This is a genomic window from Brachyspira pilosicoli P43/6/78 (assembly GCF_000325665.1).
Taxonomy (GTDB): Bacteria; Spirochaetota; Brachyspiria; order Brachyspirales; family Brachyspiraceae; genus Brachyspira; species Brachyspira pilosicoli.
Genome location: NC_019908.1, coordinates 1050866 through 1072192 on the forward strand (window position 1 = coordinate 1050866; position 21327 = coordinate 1072192).

Here is a 21327-nt window from a genome sequence, read left to right on the forward strand (position 1 = left end):
ACTATACTATTAAATTATGTAATAATATTGTGGGGGTCTATATGAAAAAGATTATCTATTTTTTATTGATAATATCTTTTTTAACTTCTATAAGCTGTAAAGATATAACAGGTTTAAAAGATCAATTAAATAACTTAGGTAAACCACCTGAAGAGATAGAAATACCAGATGGAGTTACAGATCCAGATACAGGACTTATAAACCCTGATGAAGGAGATAATACAGGTGGAAGTACAGAAGGTGGTAGCACAGGCGGAGGAAGCACTGGAGGCGGAACTACTGGTCCTACATACACTGTTTCATCAGATTTTCAAAGTGATAGCCCTATGAGAAGAAAAATACTTCTTCAAGGTGTTGGTAATGCATACTATAGAAACCCTGTTATTGTTGTAGTTAATGGGCACAATATTTTTGCGTTCTCAGAAAAGAGATATATAAACTCTTCTGCAGGTCAAGATGCAGGTGTGGATGGCAAAACTAAAGTTGATATAGTTTATATGGTAAGTGCCAATAGCGGAAATACCTGGAGCGAGAATGAAAGTTATGTTAATCCAGGCAATACCCCAACAAGCAGTATAAACGATTCACACAGCGGTCATGTGGTATTTAAATATTCTGATGATAAAATAGTAATTGTAGCATCTGCAGGTGCAGGTTTAGCAAGAACAGATGAAGACCCAGACAAAAAAAATCCTCCTTCAAGAGTTGATTATATAGTTGGTACTGTAAATGGCACTCAAATTACTTGGAGCAGTTGGAAGGAAGTAAAAACAACTGAAGGTATTACATTATTAGAAAAAGCTAGACAAACTTCTGCTAAATATTTAGAACATGATTACAACGGAAGAAAATATTCTCAAATAGGTACACAGGCTGCAAAAGGTTATGTAATGACATCTGAAAAAACATATATGATTATGCCAATTATATTTGCACATATGGGCGTGAACTCTTATGTATACGAGCTTACAGGAAGATATGTTTTACAAGGAACTCTTGATGGTAATGCTGTAACTTGGAAGGAATATGAGAGTCCTATTGCCTATCCTGGATATGGTTCTCATTTTAGCGGAAGAGTTGGTATGTGGAAAGAGACACAGGTAATAAGTACTGGTACTGGTAATACTAAATTTCTTGTTAGCCCTAGTGCTTTATGGGAAAAGTATAAATTAGGTATTGTAACTGAACCAAGCGGTCAACCAAAAGATACAACAATAACAGCTTCAGAAGGTTCTATAGGTTATTATAATCTAGGTACAAAATGGTTTGGTACTTGGGAATACCCTATTAAAGATGGTTGGATACAAGGAGATAATAATAGTTATCGTTCAAGCGGAATATTGATGGTTACTAAATACAAAGATGGAGTTACATATAGAGATTTAACAATGTATGTTGTAGATGATAATATAAATATTAGAGGAAAAGGTTTTGTAGTAAATTCTGTTGGAAGGTCTGCTTCTGTAGATATGTTGGCTGATGGTACTATTGTTACTTATGCAGAAGAAGGCGGTGATGATTATAATTATTTCAATGTATTTACAAGATATTCTCAAGCCTACATTGCTAAACAAACTGGCAACTAATTAAAATAAAATATTAATAAAATTAAAGAGAGTATATATTTTATATATGCTCTCTTTTTTATTATAATTTTTTATATTATTAAATTTAAATTATTTACTAAAAATTGATTTTATTGTATAATAATTGCAACAATTTTTTTAAGGAGTATAATTAATGAGGCTTGAAGATTTAAAACATGAAAAGCTTAAAGCTTGGATAAAAGAAGTAGCTGATATGTGCGAACCAAAAGATATATATGTTTGCGATGGTACTAGAGAAGAATATGATAGATGTATGCAAGGGCTTGTTGATTTAGGACTAGCTCATCCATTAACTAAAAGACCGCATAGCCATTCATTTAGAAGCGACCCTTCTGACGTGGCTCGTGTTGAAGACAGAACTTATATTAGTTATCCTAATAAAGAAGATGCAGGTCCTACTAACAACTGGATGTCTCCAGATGAATTAAAAAGCACTATGAAAGGTTTATACAAAGGTTCAATGAAAAACAGAACTATGTATGTTATTCCTTTCTCTATGGGTCCTGTTGGTTCTCCTATAGCTAAAATTGGTGTTGAGCTTACTGACAGTGCTTATGTTGTATGTAACATGCATATAATGACTAGAGTTGGTACTAAAGTATTAGATGTATTAGGTTCTGATGGTGAGTTTATACCTTGTTTACATTCTGTAGGTGCTCCGCTTGCTGACGGTGAAAAAGACACTAAATGGCCTTGTGCACCAATAGAGAAAAAATATATTTCTCATTTCCCTGATGAAAACTTAATCTGGTCTTATGGTTCAGGTTACGGCGGAAACGCTTTACTTGGTAAAAAATGTTTTGCTTTACGTATCGCTTCTGCTATGGCTAGAAGAGAAGGTTGGATGGCAGAACATATGCTTATCTTACGCCTTACTAACCCTGAAGGTAAAAGATTCCACATTGCTGCTGCATTCCCTAGTGCTTGCGGTAAAACTAACCTTGCTATGTTACAGCCTACAATTCCTGGTTGGAAATGTGAAACTATAGGTGATGATATTGCTTGGATGAAAATTAATCCTGAAGACGGCAGACTTTATGCTATTAACCCAGAAGCTGGTTTCTTTGGTGTAGCTCCTGGTACTTCTTATGATTCTAACCCTATGGCTATGGATTCTATAAAAGAAAATACAATATTTACTAACTGTGTAGAAACAGATGACGGTGATGTATGGTGGGAAGGTATGGGTCCTGCTCCTAAACATGGTAAAGACTGGAAAGGTAATGACTGGACTCCAGAAAGCGGAGAGAAAGGTGCTCACCCTAATGCTAGATTTACTGCTCCTGCTAGACAATGTCCTGTTATATGTAAAGACTGGGAAGACCCTAAAGGTGTACCTATAGATATATTTATCTTCGGTGGAAGAAGAGCTTCTGTTATGCCATTAGTACATGAATCTTACAGCTGGGATCATGGTGTATTTATGGGTTCTACTGCTGCTAGTGAAACTACTGCTGCTAACATTGGTGCTGCTGGTCAGTTAAGATTTGACCCATTTGCTATGCTTCCATTTGCTGGCTACAACATGGGTGATTATATGAACCACTGGCTTGAAATGGGAGATAAATTAGGCGATAAAGCTCCTAGAATCTTCTATGTAAACTGGTTTAGAAAAGATGCTGACGGTAAATGGTTATGGCCTGGATTTGGTGATAACTCAAGAGTATTAAAATGGATGTGTGAAAGAGTTGAAGGTAAAATTGATGCTGTTGACACTCCTATAGGTAAAATGCCTAAAGACGGCGATTTAGACCTTAAAGGTTTAGATATTCCTGAAGCTGATTTCAAAGAGCTTATGAGAGTAGATGTTGAAGCTTGGAAAGATCAAGCTAATCAGATTGAAGCTCATTATGCTAAATTTGGTTCAAGACTTCCAGCTAGACTTAAAAAACAATTAGAAGAATTAAGAGCTAGATTAAGCAAATAATTTAGTTAATAATTTTTCTTAGAAATATAGCCAATAGTTTAATTTAATATTAAGCTATTGGCTTTTTTAGTATATATAAAAATAGGCTCGAATTTATTATTAAAATCCAAGCCTAATATCATTTACAAATTATTAAAACTATTCTAAATAACAGTGATGGAATCTGTGGAAACCCAAAGAGTCATAATATACACCTTTAAGTTTTGGAGATACTAAAAGAGGTTCTGTATAGAAATATATTGGTATTATAGCCTCCTCTTTCATGAGCATCTCTTCTGCCTTATGCATAGTCTCCATTCTAAACTTTTGGTCTCCTGAAAGCATAACTTCATTTATCATATCATCATAAGCTTTATTGCTGTAAACACTATAATTGTTTGGAGAATAACTAACACATAAAGTCATAAAGTTAATAGGATCATTAAAGTCTCCATTCCACCCTCCCCTAGCCATTTCTATATTTCTATCATATCTAGTTTGTAAAAATACAGCCCACTCTTCTTGGGTTAAACTAACATCAATACCTAAATTTTCTTTCCACATCTGCTGAACAGCTTCAAATATTTTTACATGAAGTCCAGGGTCTGCCTTAAACTCCATAACAGGAAAACCTTCACCATTAGGATATCCAGCCTCAGCCATTAACCTTTTAGCTTCTTCTACATTAGATTTATATGCTTCTTTGCTTACATCTATATATTCACCGCCATTTTCTCTAAAATCACCTTCATAATCTGATATGCCATAAGGAACTAAAGCACCAGCAGGTTTTTCTCCGCCTCTTGTTATTTGCTCAACTATATAGTTTCTGTCAATTGCAAGAGATAATGCTCTTCTTACTCTTACATCTTTCAATATATCATTTGTTAAATTCAAACAATAGTAATATGATGATATTCTAGGTTTAATTACTATAAGTCCTTCATCATTTAATGTTTGTATATCTTGTCTAGGAAATGACCTAGCAAAATGCAAACTTCCTGCTTTGACACCAGCTACAGAAGCAGTCTCATTTTCCATAAGAACAAATGTTATTTTATCAGGTATAATAGTATCTATATTCCAATAGTTTGTATTTTTTACCATTATAAGGCTTTCATCTCTATTTCTCTCTACAAGCTTAAAAGCTCCATTTCCTATATAACTTTCTGCATTTAAAGTCCATTGGTCACCATATTTTTCAATAATATCTTTTCTTAAAGGATAGAAAGTAGGAAAACTTAAAAGCTCTAAAAAATATGCAGCAGGTGCTTCTAATTGAACTTCTAATGTAAAATCATCTATTGCTTTTACTCCTAAACTTTCTTTTGGCATATTTCCAGCTGTTATAGCTTTTGCATTTTTTACAGGTTCATGTTGATATCCATACTGGCTTCCTGTTGCAGGGTCTACTACTCTCTGCCAAGAATAAACAAAATCATTTGCTGTAACTATTTTACCATCAGTCCATTTTGCATTCGTTCTAAGTTTAAATGTATATATAAGTCCGTCATCACTTACTTCCCAGCTTTCTGCAACTCCTGGTATCAATTTACCATTATCATCTTTTTCTACTAATCCCTCAAATGTATGAGTTAAATAAAATACTGCATCTGATGTTACATTTATACTAGGGTCTATAGTGTTTGGTTCAGGACCAGTGTTTATAAATATCGATATTCCTTCTTCTTTCTTATTACCGTTTGAACATGATATAACAAATAAAAAGATAAAAAAAGATATGATTATTTTATTTAGTTTTGCCATATTTCCTCCTAACATCAATTAAACAAAAAATAACTTTGTAAAGTATTATTATAAACAGTATACACTTTATATATATTAAAGTCAATTTAATATCAGTAATAAGTTTTTTATTATATTAAAAACTATATTTATTTAATTTTTATATATAATAAAAAAATTCAAAAATATTATTTACAAATAAAAAATAATTGATATCATAATAATACCTAAATGAGTAACTATTAATGTTTATCATGAAGGAATATTTTAAGTTTTATATTATCTAATTTATGGAAAATAATAGAATTGCTGTTATAGGTATAATAATTGAAAATACTAATAATGTTTCAAAGGTAAATGAAGTTTTGCATGAATACAGCGACTTTATTATAGGAAGAATGGGAATTCCTTATAGAGAAGAGAATATAAATATAATCAGCATAGTCTTAAATGCTCCTAATGATAAAATTAATAGTTTGACTGGTAAACTAGGTATGCTTGAAGGTGTTTCTGCAAAAGCACTTTATGCAAACAAAAAATAATAAGCAGTTTAATTATTAGGAGTTTATATTATGTCTTCTGAAACTTTATTTAAGTACGATTCAAAATCAAAAAATGCAAACGAATTTATTAACGATGAAGAAATATTAAAAACAATATCTCAAGTTGAAAGCGGTAATTACAATATAAGAGATATACTAAACAAAGCTAATGAAATGAAAGGGCTTGAACCTAACGAAGCATTGGCTTTACTTCTTTGCGATGACAAGAAAATAGAAAATGAAATGTTTGAAATAGCAAAGAAAATAAAATTAGAAATATATGGAAAGAGAATTGTATTATTTGCTCCGCTTTATTTATCAAATTATTGTATTAATGGATGCGTTTACTGTCCTTATCATGCTAAAAACAAACATATAGCAAGAAAGCAATTAACTCAAGATGAGATTAGAGCAGAAGTGATAGCATTGCAGGATATGGGACATAAAAGGCTTGCATTAGAAACAGGAGAAGACCCAGACTATGCAAGCATGGAATATTTACTTGAATCAATAAAAACAATATACAGCATTAAACATAAAAACGGTGCAATTAGAAGAGTTAATGTTAATATTGCTGCTACTACAGTAGAAAATTACAGAAAATTAAAAGATGCCGGCATTGGTACTTATGTATTATTTCAAGAAACTTATCATAAACCAACCTATGAGAAAGTTCACCCAAGCGGTCCTAAAAGCAATTATGAATATCATACCGAAGCAATGGACAGAGCTATGGAAGGCGGTATTGATGATGTTGGTATAGGAGTATTATTTGGGCTTTACAATTATAAATATGACTTTACTGCTATGCTTTATCATGCCAAACATTTAGAAGAGACTTTCGGGTGCGGACCTCATACAATAAGTGTTCCGAGAATAAGACCTGCTGATGATGTTGATGTGAAGAGCTTCCCTAATGCTATAACAGACAGTTTATTCAAAAAGATTGTTGCTGTTTTAAGAATTGCTGTTCCTTATACTGGAATAATAGTTTCTACAAGAGAAAGCCAAAAATCAAGAGAGGAAGCTTTAGAAGTTGGAGTTTCACAGATAAGCGGAGGCTCAAGAACAAGTGTGGGCGGATATGTTGAAGAGGAAGAAGAGAACTCTAAACAATTTGAAATTTCTGACAACCGTTCACTTGATGATATTATAAAATGGCTTTGTGATATAGATTATCTTCCAAGTTTTTGTACAGCTTGTTATAGAGAAGGGAGGACTGGCGACAGGTTTATGTCATTTGCTAAAAGCGGACAAATAAAAAATTTCTGTCAGGCTAATGCTATAATAACTTTGAAAGAATATGAGAATGATTATGCCAAAGAAGAAACTAAAAAATCAATAGACAAAGTTATGAATAATGAAATAGAACGTATACCTAATGAAAAAGTTAAAGCTAAATTGGCAGAAGCTTTAAAAGGAATAGACGAAGGAAGGAGAGATTTTAAGTTTTAATTTAGGATTATTCTTTTATGATTGATTTAGTTTTTTTATTATACTGGAGTAAATATATTTTGTAAAAAATATATTTCTTAAATTTAAAATAATTTGCAGGGCTTTGCCCACCTGCGAAGCGTGCCCTTAGGGTAGCACCACACTTCTTTTGCGACCAAAGGGAGTCCTTCAGGGCGACCGAAGGAAGTGCCGGAGGCGTAACCCAAAGAAGCAAAAGGGCTATGTTTTAGCTTAAATTAATAATTTATATTACATGTAAAACAAAATTAATATGATTTATTACTAATTTTATACTTGCACTTTTTGGTTCTTTTTGCTGCGGAAAAAGAACAACAAAAAAATTACAAACTTAAAAAATTTTTATATATTAAAAAGCATAAATTAATTTATTTATAATAGGAAAAAATATGAATGATACACCAAATTCAAATAGAACTCATATTGCAATATTTGGAAGAAGAAATGTAGGTAAATCAAGCATCATCAATGCAATTGCAAATCAAGATGTTGCAATAGTTTCTGATACTGCAGGGACAACTACCGACCCTGTTAAAAAAGCTATAGAAATAAACAAAATAGGAGCATGCACTATTGTTGATACTGCGGGCTTTGATGATGAGGGGGAACTTGGTGAACTAAGAATAAAGAGAACTAAAAAAATAATGGAGGCAGCTGATATTGCTTTGCTTGTTTTTGATGCTAATTTTAATGATTATTTACTTGAGTTAAAATGGAAAAATGAACTAACAAGTTTAGAGATACCTGTTGTAGCAGTTTTAAACAAAATAGATTTAAATAATAATTATAAACAAGCAGAACAAAATATAAAAGACATATTTGATATAAAAACTGTCTCAATAAGTGCTAGTAACAAAATTAATATAGATTTGTTAATTGACACTATAAAATTAACAATCCCAAAAACAGAAGAAATAAGTATAACAGGACATCTAATAAAAGAAGATGATATAGTAATGCTCGTTATGCCTCAGGATATTCAAGCTCCTAAAGGTAGACTCATTCTTCCGCAGGTTCAAACTATAAGAGATATTTTAGACAATAAAGCTATAATTATTGCTTCTACATTTGATAAATTTGAAAATGCATTAAAAGCATTAAGCAAATCTCCTAAAGTTATAATAACAGATTCTCAAGTATTCAAAGAAGTAGAAAGATTGAAACCAAAAGAGAGTTTACTTACTTCTTTTTCAGTTCTTTTTGCCCGTTACAAAGGAAATGAAGAAGTATACAAAAGAGGTGCTGAGTTTATAGATAAATTAAATAAAAATAGCAAACTATTAATAGCAGAAAGCTGTACTCATATACCTCTTGAAGGAGATATAGGCAGAGTAAAAATTCCTAATCTGTTAAAAAAGAAATTCGGTTTTGATTTTGATATAGATTATGTGGCAGGAAATGATTTTCCAGATGATTTATCAAAATATGATTTGGTGATACACTGCGGAGGGTGCATGGGTACTAGAAAACATATTTTAAATAGAATAAGAATATGCGAAGAGCAGAATGTACCTATCACTAATTATGGTATGACTATAGCGAAAATTAATGGCGTTCAATATATATAATAATTTTAAGAGGAAATATAAACTTGATTAATATAAATAAAGCAAAAGATATTATTAACAAAATAGAAAAAAAAGAAAAAATATCAAGAAAAGATGCTTTTACTCTTCTCTCTTCTTTTGAATATGACAATAATATCAATATCAAAAATTTAAATAATGAAGAAAAAGAAGAAGTAAAAAAATTAAAAGAATATTTGAGAATTAAGGCAAGAGAGAAAGCTGACAGAGTATTTGGCAAATATGTTTTTATGCGTGGGCTTATAGAGTTTACTAATTATTGTAAGAATGACTGTATATACTGCGGAATAAAAAAGAGCAACAAAAATTCTGAACGCTATAGACTAAGCAAAGAAGATATTTTATCATGCTGTGAACTTGGTTATGAAATAGGCTTTAGAACTTTTGTATTACAAGGCGGAGAAGACCCTTATTATAATATAAATATAATGTCTAATATAGTTGATGCAATAAAAACTAAGTTTCCTGACTCTGCTTTAACATTATCAATAGGAGAAAAAGAAAAAGAGTATTATAAAGTCTTAAAAGAAAAAGGAGCTAACAGATTTTTACTTAGACATGAAACAGCTGACAATATACACTACTCAAAACTTCACCCTAAAAATATGAGTTTAGATAATAGAAAAGAATGCTTAAGAACTTTAAAAAAATTAGGATATCAAACAGGAACAGGCATAATGGTTGGAAGTCCTTATCAAACTTTAGAAAATATCGCTGATGATTTAATGTTTATGCAAGAGATTAATCCTGAAATGATAGGTATAGGGCCTTTTCTTCCTCATAAAGACACGCCATTTGCCAAAGAAAAAAAAGGAGAGTTGGAATTAACTTTAATACTCATAGCAATACTTCGTTTAGTTTTTCCATTAGCACTGATACCAGCTACTACTGCTTTAGGAACTATTAAAGAAGGAGGAAGAGAGCTTGGAATACTTTATGGAGCTAATGTTGTTATGCCTAATTTATCTCCTCTTGATGTGAGAAAAAAATATTCGCTTTATAACAATAAAATATCAACAGGTACAGAATCAGCTGAAGGTGTTGAAAGCCTTAGAAAAAATATGTTAGACATAGGCTATATACTCACAGGAGAAAGAGGAGATTTTGACATCAATAGAGCCAAATAGTTTTTATAATTTTCATTGTAGTAATTAATTATATATTTTAAAAGTTAAATTAAAAATCCAAATTAAATCTATCATTTATTAATGGTATAATATTTATAACAGGCTCTTCATATGGGTGAACTTCTTTTATCACTTTTACAGCATTTTCAACATTATTTATATCTGTAGCAAACTCTATCTTGTCTTCACTAGCCTTTGATAATTTATTAACTTCTCCATCAAAAGGATTAGCATTTTTTAAAGGCCTCCAATAACCAGTTACTTTTGTTACAGACATTACATTATCATAATTTCCAACTCCCAAAACGCCTATATCATTTAATGCCTCTCTTAATTTATCTCTATATTCTTCAGGTATATATACTTCAATTTTTACTTTTTTAAAGTCCATTATATGCTCCTTATTTAATTAATCATAAATCTATATAATAAAGAACTATATCCTCATACTCATTATTTTTATTAAGATAGCCTTTTTTTACAATACCTATTTCATTAAAGCCTATTTTTTTATATAACCTATGAGCAGCTTCATTAGACAATACAACAGCATTAAACTGAAGTATTTTATAACCCAATTTAGCACCCTGTTTAATACAATCTCTTACTAATGCCTCCCCTATTCCTTTACCTCGAATATTTTTATCTACAGCATAAGAAGCATTACATATATGTCCGCACCTTCCTATATTATTAGGGTGAAGTATATAAACACCATAAACTTTTTCTTCTTCTATCGCTAATCCAGTATAATCTTGAGAAGAAAAATATTTATCTGCTTCTTCTAAATCTTTTAAAACATCTATTTGAGGAAAATAAATACCATCTTCTATAATATTATTCCATATATTCATAGCCTCTTCAAGATATTTTTTATTATATTTTATTATTTCCATATTATCTCCTTTATATTATTATATATTATATATACACTATTGACAAATAAACAAAAATATTTATACTTGGTATCAGTCTGAAAACGTACTTCTAATTTTTTTATTTTAAATAAATAGACATACAAAATGGAACTTAATAATAAAACTTTAATAGAAAATAGCAGTATAAAACTATTTTTTAAATTCGCTATACCTAGTATTTTGGGTATGATTATGGGAAGTGCTGCAGTATTTGTAGACGGTTTTTTTGTGGCGCATTTTATTTCTGCTAATGCATTTACTGCAATTAATATAGTTTGGCCAATCACTGCTTTATCATTTGGTATTTATGTAATGCTTACAATAGGCTCTATTGCTCTCGCTGGTAAATGCATAGGAGAAAACAATATAAGAAGAGCAAATTTAATATTTACTCAAACTTTAATAGTAGTTCTTACAATAGCAACTTTGCCTCTTATAATAGCATATATATTTAGAACTAGTTTACTTCCATTATTTGGAGCTCATGGAGAGATATATCAATTATCATTAGATTATATTGAGGGAGTATTATTTGCCACATTTTTTTGGGGTATTGCTTATGTACTTAGCCAATTTGTAAGGCTTAATGGTTCTCCTAAGTTTGCTTCTTTAATGTTTATAATATCTTCTATAGCAAATATGATATTAGACCCTATTTTTATCGTGGTTTTTAAGTTAGGAATTTCCGGGGCTGCTTGGGCTACTGCAATATCTCAAATGATTGCATTTATTATGGGGCTATTATATTTCTTTAAGCCAAATTGCAAATTAAAAATTATAAAAGTTTATGGAGGCTGGATTTATATATTAAAAGCATCATTCAATGGATTTTCAGAGTTTTTAAGCAATCTCTCTTCAGGACTTATACCTTGGCTATTTAACATTACAGCATATAATATTTCTGGTAATAACGGTATACTTGTTTATTCAGTTGCTAATTATGCTATAATGTTTTTTATAATGCTAGCATATTCTATTGGTGAAGCATTAGAGCCATTAGTAAGCGTTTCATACGGTGCCAAAAACAAAAATAGAATGAAAGATTTTCTCAAAATATCAATATTCTTAATTTCTATTATATCAATATTAATATCAATTGTATTATTAATAAATCCAAGTTCACTAGTAAAAATGCTTTTACAAGATATTGATGTAAAAACATTTGAAGAGGCTAATTTTTTTGTAAGAGCATCAATACCCACTTTTATAGGTGTAGGAATAAATATTATAATGAGTGCCTACTACACATCTGTACAAAAGGCAGGAGCTTCAGCAATAGTTGCAGCCTTAAGAAGCACAATACTTCCAATAGCTTTAGTATTAACTTTACCTAACATAATAGGATTTCTTGGTTTAATTTTAGTTCTTCCTATAAGCGAAGTATCAACCTTAATTGTTTCTGCCCTACTATACAAAAAAAGAAAACCAGATGTTTTAATTAGTTAGATAATATTTAAAAACTCTTTTAAACTATAAAAAATATTATTTATTTTAATTTTATATATACTGAAAATTTTTGAGTTTGTCAATTTTGAGTTCTTGAATTTTATTGTTTTAGGGGGCTAGCCCCCGGCCCCCTAGTTCTTTTACCGAGTAGGTACCTTTCGGTATTGGTATAAAAGAACCAAAAGAACTGCATTTTTAGCTCAAATTTATGTTTTACATTATATTTAAATACATATTCCAATATATAAAGTTAAAACATTTGCATTTTTTACAACTTTTTTCGATGGGAAAAAGTTGAATAAAATAAAAACTTTTATAAAAAAATATAGTTGTTTATCTATATGCTATCAAACAAATTTATACGGCTTCTAAAGCATTAAGCAAAACATTGCCAAACTCTTTTGCAGATTGAGGTCCGTTAGCTGTTATTATATTGCCAGATACTACAACATTCTCTTCTACAATATTAGCATTATTATGTCTTACAGGAGATTCATTTTCTTTTAAACAAGTAACATTAATATTTGCCAATATACCAGCATTAGCCATTATAACAACTCCGCTTCCGATACCAGCTACTATTTTTCCATTGTCAAGAAATAACTTAGCAAGCCCTTGTGTACGCCAATCGTCCCAAAGCTTTATAGAACCAACTCCTCCAACAAAAACTATAGCATCAAAATCATCTGTACTCACTTCGCTAAACAAAAGCTCTGTATTAACAGTACTTCCTAATTTTCCATGTGCTTCGCCTATTATGCTAGAAGCTAGTTTTATACTATATCCTTTAGATTCTAAAATCTTTTTACTTTCAAAAAACTCTTCATCTTGAAAATTCTCATTCGCAACTACGTACAATACACTTTTAGACATTTTTTAAATATTCTCCTTTATTATAGTCCGCAATTTTTATCATAATTTTTCTTATTTTCTATAGCAATATTATATGCTTTTACATATTCCTTAGCACTCTTCTCCCAAGAATTATCTATACCCATAACACGTTTTTGCATAGCTTCAAATTTATCTCTATGGTCATAATAAACACTAATAGCCCAGCCAATAGTATTATATAAAGCAGAATCATTAGAATCATAAAACTTAAATCCAGAGCCTTCTCCCGTAGATTCATTATAATTTTCAACAGTATCTTCAAGCCCTCCAGTAGCATGCACTATAGGAATGGTTCCATATCTTAAAGAATACATCTGATTAAGTCCGCAAGGCTCAAACAAAGAAGGCATTACAAACATATCAGCACCAGCCTCTATTAAATGTGATAATTCATTACTATAGCCTATATAAGAGCCAATTCTGCCAGGATATCTCTTAGGCAAATCACCAAAGAAACTTTCAAAACCTTTATCACCCGTACCAAGTATACAAAATTGAAACTTCATATTAGCCATCAAAGGCTCAATAACAGAAGCAAGTAAATGATACCCCTTCTGATCAACAAATCTTCCTATAGCACCAATTAAAGCTACATCATCATCTTCTTCAAGTAAAAATCTCTTCTGTAACTCTCTCTTACAAGTTTTTTTACCTTTCATGTCTTTAGAAGAGAAATGTGCTGGTATTATACTATCTTTTTCTGGAGACCAAACATCTTCATCTATTCCGTTTAATATACCAAAGAAACTTGTTGTTTTATTGTTTAAATAAGGTGCTATGCCATGACCTCCATAAGGAGAAGCTATTTCTCTTGCATAAGTTGGGCTTACTGTTGTAACTAAATCAGAGAAAAATATTCCGCCCTTTAGTAGATTAATATTGCCATGGTCTTCAAAAGTGTCCGGGCTAAAATTATTCCAACCTAAACCTAAATAATTATAAGTGCTTGTTGCATTATAAATACCTTGATAGTTAGCATTATGTATAGTAAGTACGCTTGCTGCCTTACCTACTTCATCATTCCAGTGCCAAGTTTTTATATATGCTGGTATTGCTGCTGTTTGCCAATCGTTAGCATGAATTACATCTGGTTTTAAATTTAAATCCTTACATAATTGAAGCACTGCCCTTGAAAAAAATCCAAATCTCCAAGCATTATCCTGATAGTCATTAAAAGCATTATCATGATAAAGCCCTTCTCTGCTAAAGAAATGATGATGCTCTATAAAATAAAAATCTATACCATTATATACAGTTTTAAAAACACTGCACCACTCTTCACCTGTACCCATCCATACTCCCATAGTAGGAAGTACATTTTCTAAATGACAGCCCTTAAAATCAATATCTCTGTATTTTGGAATAACAACCGAAACCTCTACATCTAGCTTTTTTAAATATATTGGTAAAGAGCCTGCAACATCTGCTAAACCTCCTGTCTTTATAAAAGGAACAGCCTCTGATGAAGCTATAACTACTCTCATTTTTGACATATTAAAAACTCCTAAATATAGAATACTTTTTAAATATACTACTTTATGAAAAAACTTCAAGTAAAAATAATAATATATTTTTTAGTTATTTAAATAATGTTTAAATAATAATTGCTTTGTAGAATAAAGACTCACTCCCTTAATAGGGCTAATTTTTAAAGTGATAGTTGCTATTTTTATTTTTTTATTTTCTATAATAATATATCTTTCACGAACGGCATTAATAATCTCTTCTGACAAATTTAAAATATTTTTCTCTTCGCTTTCAATTAAATTATATTTTATATTATTGTCATTTAATATTTTAAAAAAATTATTCTCCGTAAATCTGCTTGTAAAAATTATGAGCTTTATTATTTTTTATAATATCAACAATTAAATTATTATATTCTACTACAATTAAATCAGTATCTTTAGAGCTATTTTTTATTTTTTCTTTTGCATGTATAAAACACATCTGCTATAGCTATTTTCTTTATCATAAAAAAGTTTTTTCTTTAATTCTTTAGAAACTAAAAAATCTTTATTATCAATATCAAAACTATATGCAATTAATTTCCAAAACTCACTTTTTTTGCTCGAATAATACCAAGAATTATTTTTCTCTTCATCATTAAGCAAATTAAATTTTTCTTCTTGCGTATATAACGGCACAGGAAAACTTCCTAATATGAGTATATCGCTATCATCAAAAAAGAAATTTGTATCACTAAAAAGATGTGTTTCTATATTATTTTCCATAATAAACTATTCTAATATTTTAAGCATTTCAGCTTCTATAGCTTTAATATCGCCTTTTTTATCTTGAATAGCTTTTATTTCTGCTCTTCTTTGCTCCAATAATTCTTCTTGTCCTTGTTTATCCAAACTATCCTTTTTAGCAAAATATGAATCACTTATAAGTTTGTCAGCCATTCTCAAAGTTCTGTCAGACACTATTGCTTTATCTGATGCATTTTCTGCCTTAGACATATCAAAACTAGCATCAGTTTTTAAAGCTCCTTCAGGTACTCCATTAACTATACTTCCTTTCCATTCCAATTTTGGCTGATAAGTATATATAATATAATCAAAATAATCTGCATTCTTTATTTCATTATTATCAATGAATATATCAAGTGCTTTATTATAAGATTTATCTAATAAAAACATTTTATTTTTACCGTCTTCAGTATATATTTTTTGAATACATTCCAAATCTTGAAAATCTTTATTATTAATAAGCTGTCCTATTTCTGAATCAAAATCTATTTCCAAATTCTCTTTCAAAAGTAAAGTAAAATTCACTGTACCGCCTCTTCCTCCGCCATAATCATAATCCCCTGAAAGCATTAATTCTTCTTTGCCGTCATTATTGATGTCGCATAAAAAGAAAGATGGAAAATATATACGCCAATCCATTGTTTCATCTATATATTCCAAATATTTTTCTTCATCAAATTTACCGAAACTTATAAATTTAGAGCCTTTAGTATAATCTTTCAAATCATTTGTAGAAATTGACTTGATTTCAGCAGATTCTAGGTTATCTATATTTCCAAGTCTAAAATTATAAGTTTTTGTCTCTTCAAATGAAGCATATATATGATTATTCATAAACTCAGGATTATAATAATGCATATTTACTTTTGATTCAATTAAAAATGTATTTTTCTTAAACTGAAGAAAACTAAGTCCATTCCATCCGTCATAATACTCCATTAAATCAATTCCGTAATAATTTCTAAAATACTCCGCATCATCAAAATATAATTTATCATTGCTGAGTCTATTTGTAACATATGTTTTTAAATATTTATTTATTATATTTGTATTAAGTATTTCCGGTACTATATTTACTGCAGCTACATGAGCTGTACCTTCCAATTCAATTGAACTTAAAGAATAATTATTTTCATTAAACAAATCTATATATCCATTATTTTTTGCAATATATCTAGAGAAACCATTGTTATAAGCATCAGCAACTAATTTTTCTGCCCTTAAAGAATCAGGAGCTTCTATTATATAGTCAACTAATTTCATTTTATTACTATAAGCATTATCATCATCATACTTTGATATCATCATAGATATGTTACTGCCGCCTGCTTTTTTCCATTCTGTTAAATACTTTTTTTCTTCTTCAAAATAGTAAAGCGAATCGCAAGCAAAATGAGATAAGAACAAAGCTAAATAAACATCAGCATCTTTTTTATTTAATTTTAATAATTCCTCTCTTGCCTTTTTTAATGCTAAATTCTGCTCTACATATAAATATTCATCAGCATAATAATCTGTCAAATCTTCATTATATCTATCCCAACTTGAGAATGTTTCACTAAACGGATCATAATTAACATTTGATATAAACTCTATAGAATATTTTTTTCTTTCATTATCATTTGCAAATTTCCTATTAAGAAAATCAAAATTTCTTTTTGCATATCCATCATTTTCTCTTATATTTTTAACCTCTTCATCAAATTTAGCTTTATCTACTCTAACACCTTTATAAACATATTTCATATCAAAGAATTCTTTTTTAGTTTCTGTTTTTTGACTATCTGATGAAGCAGTTTTTTGTTCATTAGTATTTTGTGATGTTTGATTTGCTTCTTTATTACCGCCGCAGGAAATTACAGCAATCATTAAACTAAACGCTGTAAGCATTGAAATAATTTTTTTCATATTTTACCTCTATATGTATTATAGTTTTTTATAATAAAAGAAAATTAACAAAATTTCAATTGGAAAATAATAAAATAAAAAGTGATACATATAATGCATGCACTTTTTTATTTTATTATTTTTTATATAGTAAGATAGTATTCTAAATCGTCAGGATTATTTAAATGATGAAGTGCTGCTTTGTCATCTTTTTCTATAACAATATCCATAGCTGTTTTTCCTTCTTTGTTTTTAATGTTATAATCAGCACCCATATTTATAAGTACTCCTAAGATACCATAACTTCCAACAACATTTTCTACGGCAACTATTAATGGAGTATCTCCGTCTTTATTTTTTTTATTTATATCAGCACCATTTTTTATTAAATAATAACAAACATCTGTTCCAAACCAAACTTCACGCACTAAATATGTTAAAGGAGTATCACCTGTTGCTGAGCATATAGCATTTAAATCAGCTTTCAAATCAACAATATTTTTAGCTAAACCAATATTACGATACTTCATTGCTATTATTAAAGGAGTATATCCGTATCCATCTTCTAAATTTATATCAGCACCATTTTCTACTAAAAATTTAACCATTTCTTTATCATTTCTAGCAGCAGCTAAACCAAGAGGTGTAATCTTACTATATTGTTTATTTAAATCAGTATCATCTTTTATAAGTTTTTCTAATGCCTTCATATCGCCTTTTGATACAGCATTCATTAATTCATCATATCCGTCTATATTGTTGGAATCTTTGCTTGATAATAATTTTTCTAATTCATAATATTTTTGATTCTTTGATAATTCTATAGCTTCTTCTCTAGTTGTATTAGTATTAAGATTAAAAACATCATTATCCACTAATAATTTAGCTATATCATAATTACCAGAATTTATTGCATAATACATATAATCATCAGCTGAGTTTAAATTTGCTCCTTCATCAATTAAAAATTTAGCCATTTCTATATATCCGTTTTCTGCAGCTACTTTCAAAGGAGAATCTACCCAAAATCCGTCATAAAATATTTGAGCATCTATATCTTGTCCTATAGATAATAAATATTTAACCATTTCTATATTATTTTCTTGTACTGCTTTTGGAATTAAAGTTTCTTTTGAATCTCCTTTTTTTACAAGAAGTTTAAGTACATCAAGATTATTGTTGCCAATAGCAATATCTGTCAAATAATAAGAATACTCGTAACCATAATCTCTATTTTTATCAAGCCCTTTATCGATTAAGATTTTAGTCATTTCAGGATTATTATTTTTAACAGCATAATAAAGCATATCAATACCGTCTTCTGTTTCCATATCGCTTGCTCTGGCATTAACATCTGCACCTTCTTTTATAAGCTCTTTTGCCAAATCATTGTATCCGAATTGTACTGCCAAAAACAAAGGTGTAGAATCTTCAAATATGTATTTATCACCAAAATTTGTATATTCAGTAATTTTTCCTTCTAGTCCTTCCTCTGCTATTAGTTTTGATATTTCGTATATTGGTGCTTTATATTTATGCTCATTAAGTATTTCATCTATTTTTTTATATCCTGTAGGTATAGGGTCTAATTCTGTACCTTTAATATATTCATTAGTATATTGAGTTTCATCAAAATTAATATCAATATCTGTATTATTAGTTGTAGGATTAACATATACTTTATTAGTTTCTGTTTGATTAGTTTGAATATTTTGTTGTGTTTCTTTGTCAACATTGCCGCAGGAAATTACAGCAATCATTAAACTAAACGCTGTAAGTATTGAAATAAATTTTTTCATATTTTACCTCTATATGTATTATAGTTTTTTATAATAAAAAAAAATTAACAAAATTTCAATTAGAAAATATTAATAAAAAAGTGCATACATACATAATGCAAGCACTTTTATTGAAACTATTAAAAATTATTGTATATTCAAAATTTTAAGCATTTCAGCTTCTATAGCCTTAATGTCTCCTTTTGCTTCCTGAATAGCTTTTATTTCTGCTCTTCTTTGCTCCAATAATTCTTCCTGACCTTGTTTATCCAAAGTAGCTTTTTTAGTAAAGTACGCATCGCTTATAAGTTTGTCAGCTACTCTTAAAGTTCTGTCTGACACTATTGCTTTGTCTGATGCATTTTCTGCCTTAGACATATCAAAACTGGCATCTGTTTTTAAAGCTCCTTCAGGCACTCCGTCAAGTATACTTCCTTTCCATTCCAATTTTGGCTGATAGGTATATATAATATAGTCAAAAACTTATGCATTCTTTATTTCATTATTATCAATAAATATATCATATGCTTTATTATTAAGAGTATCCAATAAAATCATTTTATTTTTACTATTTTCTGTGTATATTTTTTGAATACATCCCAAATCTTGAAAATCCGAATTATTAATGAGCTGTCCTATTTCTGAATCAAAATCTACTTCCAAATTATCTTTTAAAAGTAAAGTATAATGTGCTATACCGCCTCTTCCTGCCGAACTCGTATATTCTCCTGAAAGCATTAATTCTTCTTTGCCGTCATTATTGATATCACATAAGAAGAAAGATACGCTATGCAAAGGATAATACATGTTGCTAGCTATATGAGATGAATATTGTTTTATATCAAAGTTACCTGAATCTATAAATTTAGAGCCTTTAGTATAATCTTTCAAATCATTTGTAGAAATTGAATTAATTTCAGCATATTCTACTTTATCTATATCTCCAAGTCTAAAATTATAATTTTTTATTTCTTTAAATGAAGCATATAAATTATCTTTTATGAACTCAGGATTGTAATAATGCATATTTACTAATCCTTTCATAGTGCTTTCAATTAAAAATGTATTCTTTTTAAACTCAAGTAAATTAAGATTGTTCCAACCGTCATAACAATAAACGGCATTAATATTGTAATAATTTTGATAATATTCTAAATGGTCTTGTATATCATCATTGCCTAATCTATTATTTATATAAGTTTTTATATATTTGTTCATTATATTTGTATTGCCTATTTCTTCTGCTATTTCTACTGAAGATAAACGGGCTGTACCTTCCAATTCAATTGAAGTTAAAGAATAATTATTTTCATTGAATAAATCTATATATCCATTATCTTTTACAATGTATCTATAGAAATTATCTTTATAAGCATCAGCAACTAATTTTTCTGCTCTTAAAGAATCGGGAGCTTCTATTATATAATCAACTAATTTCATTTTATTGCTGTAATCATTATCATCATCATACTTTGATAGCATCATAGCAATATTACTTCCACCTGCTTTTTTCCATTCTGTTAAATATTTTTTCTCTTCTTCAAAATAGTAAAGCGAATCGCAAGCAAAATGCGATAAGAATAAAGCTAAATAAACATCAGCATCTTTTTTATTTAATTTTAATAATTCCTCTCTTGCTTTTTTTAATGCTAAATTTTGATCAACATATAGATATCCAACAGCATAATAATCTTCAACTTCACTATATATGCCCCAGTTACCCCAGCTTATTAAGAATTCTAGATCTAATGTAGCATAATTAACATTTGATATAAACTCTATAGAATATTTTTTTCTTTCATCATCATTTGAAAATTTCCTATTAAGAAAATCAAAATTCCTTTTTGCATATTCATTATTTTCTCTTAATTTTTTAAGCTTCTCATTAAATTTAGCTTTATCTGCTCTAATACCTTTATAAACATATTTCATATCAAAGAATTCTTTTTGATTATCTGTTTGTTTGCTTTGATTAGCTGAAGTATTTGTTTGAATATTTTGAGATTGTGTATTGTTGTTTTGTGATGTTTGATACGTTTCTTTGTTTCCGCCTCCGCATGAAATTACAGCAATCATTAAAATGAATGCTGCAAATATAGAAATAATATTTTTCATATAGACCCCATGTACGTATTGTTATTTTTGAATAATAAATTCAAATCA

14 protein-coding genes and 2 pseudogenes are annotated in these 21327 nt (G+C 29.3%); 7 read left to right on the forward strand and 9 right to left on the reverse strand.

The features are described 5' to 3' along the window. Positions 1 to 41 precede the first annotated feature (41 nt). Together BPP43_RS04685 and BPP43_RS04690 are read left to right on the forward strand one after the other, a co-directional pair. Positions 42 to 1586, forward strand: coding sequence for a sialidase family protein (locus tag BPP43_RS04685; RefSeq protein ID WP_015274323.1), 1545 nt, complete (start codon positions 42 to 44; stop codon positions 1584 to 1586). A 154-nt stretch (positions 1587 to 1740) separates the two neighbouring features. Further along, positions 1741 to 3534, forward strand: a complete 1794-nt coding sequence (locus BPP43_RS04690; RefSeq protein ID WP_013244947.1) for a phosphoenolpyruvate carboxykinase (GTP) — start codon at positions 1741 to 1743, stop codon at positions 3532 to 3534. 138 nt (positions 3535 to 3672) lie between these two features. Here the strand turns inward: BPP43_RS04690 and BPP43_RS04695 are convergent, their stop codons facing one another. After that, positions 3673 to 5280 carry a peptide ABC transporter substrate-binding protein gene (locus BPP43_RS04695; RefSeq protein WP_015274324.1) on the reverse strand — a complete coding sequence of 536 codons (1608 nt, stop codon included), beginning with the start codon at positions 5278 to 5280 and terminating at the stop codon, positions 3673 to 3675. Positions 5281 to 5549: 269 nt separating this feature from the next. Between BPP43_RS04695 and BPP43_RS04700 the strand changes: the two genes are divergently transcribed. The 4 genes from BPP43_RS04700 (at position 5550) to hydE (ending at position 9987) form a co-directional block, all read left to right on the forward strand. Beyond that, positions 5550 to 5801 carry a TM1266 family iron-only hydrogenase system putative regulator gene (locus BPP43_RS04700; RefSeq protein WP_015274325.1) on the forward strand — a complete coding sequence of 84 codons (252 nt, stop codon included), beginning with the start codon at positions 5550 to 5552 and terminating at the stop codon, positions 5799 to 5801. A 30-nt stretch (positions 5802 to 5831) separates the two neighbouring features. Further along, positions 5832 to 7256: a [FeFe] hydrogenase H-cluster radical SAM maturase HydG gene (gene hydG, locus BPP43_RS04705; protein WP_015274326.1), complete on the forward strand. Its 1425-nt coding sequence runs from the start codon at positions 5832 to 5834 to the stop codon at positions 7254 to 7256. A gap of 407 nt (positions 7257 to 7663) precedes the next feature. Further along, complete coding sequence (gene hydF, locus BPP43_RS04710) at positions 7664 to 8842, forward strand: [FeFe] hydrogenase H-cluster maturation GTPase HydF (RefSeq protein ID WP_015274327.1); 1179 nt, start codon at positions 7664 to 7666, stop codon at positions 8840 to 8842. A 23-nt stretch (positions 8843 to 8865) separates the two neighbouring features. Further along, complete coding sequence (hydE, locus tag BPP43_RS04715; RefSeq protein WP_015274328.1) at positions 8866 to 9987, forward strand: [FeFe] hydrogenase H-cluster radical SAM maturase HydE; 1122 nt, start codon at positions 8866 to 8868, stop codon at positions 9985 to 9987. A 49-nt stretch (positions 9988 to 10036) separates the two neighbouring features. Here hydE and BPP43_RS04720 read toward each other — a convergent pair whose 3' ends face one another. Both BPP43_RS04720 and BPP43_RS04725 read right to left on the reverse strand, forming a co-directional pair. After that, positions 10037 to 10378 carry a YqfO family protein gene (locus BPP43_RS04720; protein WP_015274329.1) on the reverse strand — a complete coding sequence of 114 codons (342 nt, stop codon included), beginning with the start codon at positions 10376 to 10378 and terminating at the stop codon, positions 10037 to 10039. A 22-nt stretch (positions 10379 to 10400) separates the two neighbouring features. Continuing rightward, positions 10401 to 10883: a GNAT family N-acetyltransferase gene (locus BPP43_RS04725; protein ID WP_015274330.1), complete on the reverse strand. Its 483-nt coding sequence runs from the start codon at positions 10881 to 10883 to the stop codon at positions 10401 to 10403. Between the two features lie 126 nt (positions 10884 to 11009). Here BPP43_RS04725 and BPP43_RS04730 point away from each other — a divergent pair, with 126 nt between their 5' ends. Then, on the forward strand, positions 11010 to 12350 hold the full coding sequence (locus tag BPP43_RS04730) for an MATE family efflux transporter (protein WP_015274331.1): 1341 nt from the start codon (positions 11010 to 11012) through the stop codon (positions 12348 to 12350). 357 nt (positions 12351 to 12707) lie between these two features. On the opposite strand, the gene BPP43_RS04735 is transcribed toward BPP43_RS04730, so the two are convergent. The 6 genes and pseudogenes from BPP43_RS04735 to BPP43_RS04760 all read right to left on the reverse strand — a co-directional run bounded on the left by BPP43_RS04735 (position 12708) and on the right by BPP43_RS04760 (position 21279). Then, on the reverse strand, positions 12708 to 13223 hold the full coding sequence (locus BPP43_RS04735; protein ID WP_013244938.1) for a DJ-1/PfpI family protein: 516 nt from the start codon (positions 13221 to 13223) through the stop codon (positions 12708 to 12710). A gap of 20 nt (positions 13224 to 13243) precedes the next feature. Further along, complete coding sequence (gene glgA, locus BPP43_RS04740) at positions 13244 to 14737, reverse strand: glycogen synthase GlgA (protein WP_014932757.1); 1494 nt, start codon at positions 14735 to 14737, stop codon at positions 13244 to 13246. 81 nt (positions 14738 to 14818) lie between these two features. Then, positions 14819 to 15478: pseudogene (locus BPP43_RS12550) on the reverse strand (uracil-DNA glycosylase family protein). A gap of 6 nt (positions 15479 to 15484) precedes the next feature. After that, a complete protein-coding gene (locus tag BPP43_RS04750; protein WP_015274334.1) occupies positions 15485 to 17407 on the reverse strand; it encodes a lysozyme inhibitor LprI family protein in 1923 nt (640 codons plus the stop codon). A gap of 122 nt (positions 17408 to 17529) precedes the next feature. Continuing rightward, a complete protein-coding gene (locus BPP43_RS04755; protein WP_015274335.1) occupies positions 17530 to 19185 on the reverse strand; it encodes an ankyrin repeat domain-containing protein in 1656 nt (551 codons plus the stop codon). Between the two features lie 126 nt (positions 19186 to 19311). Beyond that, positions 19312 to 21279, reverse strand: a pseudogene (locus BPP43_RS04760) (lysozyme inhibitor LprI family protein). Positions 21280 to 21327: the final 48 nt, after the last annotated feature.

What these genes read in the sequence shown, in the direction of transcription:
- BPP43_RS04695 (WP_015274324.1), bottom strand. Translation starts at nt 5,280, where the DNA reads ATGGCAAAACTAAATAAAATAATCATATCTTTTTTTATCTTTTTATTT.
- BPP43_RS04700 (WP_015274325.1), top strand. Translation starts at nt 5,550, where the DNA reads ATGGAAAATAATAGAATTGCTGTTATAGGTATAATAATTGAAAATACT.
- BPP43_RS04690 (WP_013244947.1), top strand. Translation starts at nt 1,741, where the DNA reads ATGAGGCTTGAAGATTTAAAACATGAAAAGCTTAAAGCTTGGATAAAA.
- BPP43_RS04735 (WP_013244938.1), bottom strand. Translation starts at nt 13,223, where the DNA reads ATGTCTAAAAGTGTATTGTACGTAGTTGCGAATGAGAATTTTCAAGAT.
- BPP43_RS04720 (WP_015274329.1), bottom strand. Translation starts at nt 10,378, where the DNA reads ATGGACTTTAAAAAAGTAAAAATTGAAGTATATATACCTGAAGAATAT.
- BPP43_RS04730 (WP_015274331.1), top strand. Translation starts at nt 11,010, where the DNA reads ATGGAACTTAATAATAAAACTTTAATAGAAAATAGCAGTATAAAACTA.
- hydG (WP_015274326.1), top strand. Translation starts at nt 5,832, where the DNA reads ATGTCTTCTGAAACTTTATTTAAGTACGATTCAAAATCAAAAAATGCA.
- BPP43_RS04685 (WP_015274323.1), top strand. Translation starts at nt 42, where the DNA reads ATGAAAAAGATTATCTATTTTTTATTGATAATATCTTTTTTAACTTCT.
- BPP43_RS04725 (WP_015274330.1), bottom strand. Translation starts at nt 10,883, where the DNA reads ATGGAAATAATAAAATATAATAAAAAATATCTTGAAGAGGCTATGAAT.
- BPP43_RS04750 (WP_015274334.1), bottom strand. Translation starts at nt 17,407, where the DNA reads ATGAAAAAAATTATTTCAATGCTTACAGCGTTTAGTTTAATGATTGCT.
- hydF (WP_015274327.1), top strand. Translation starts at nt 7,664, where the DNA reads ATGAATGATACACCAAATTCAAATAGAACTCATATTGCAATATTTGGA.
- BPP43_RS04755 (WP_015274335.1), bottom strand. Translation starts at nt 19,185, where the DNA reads ATGAAAAAATTTATTTCAATACTTACAGCGTTTAGTTTAATGATTGCT.
- glgA (WP_014932757.1), bottom strand. Translation starts at nt 14,737, where the DNA reads ATGTCAAAAATGAGAGTAGTTATAGCTTCATCAGAGGCTGTTCCTTTT.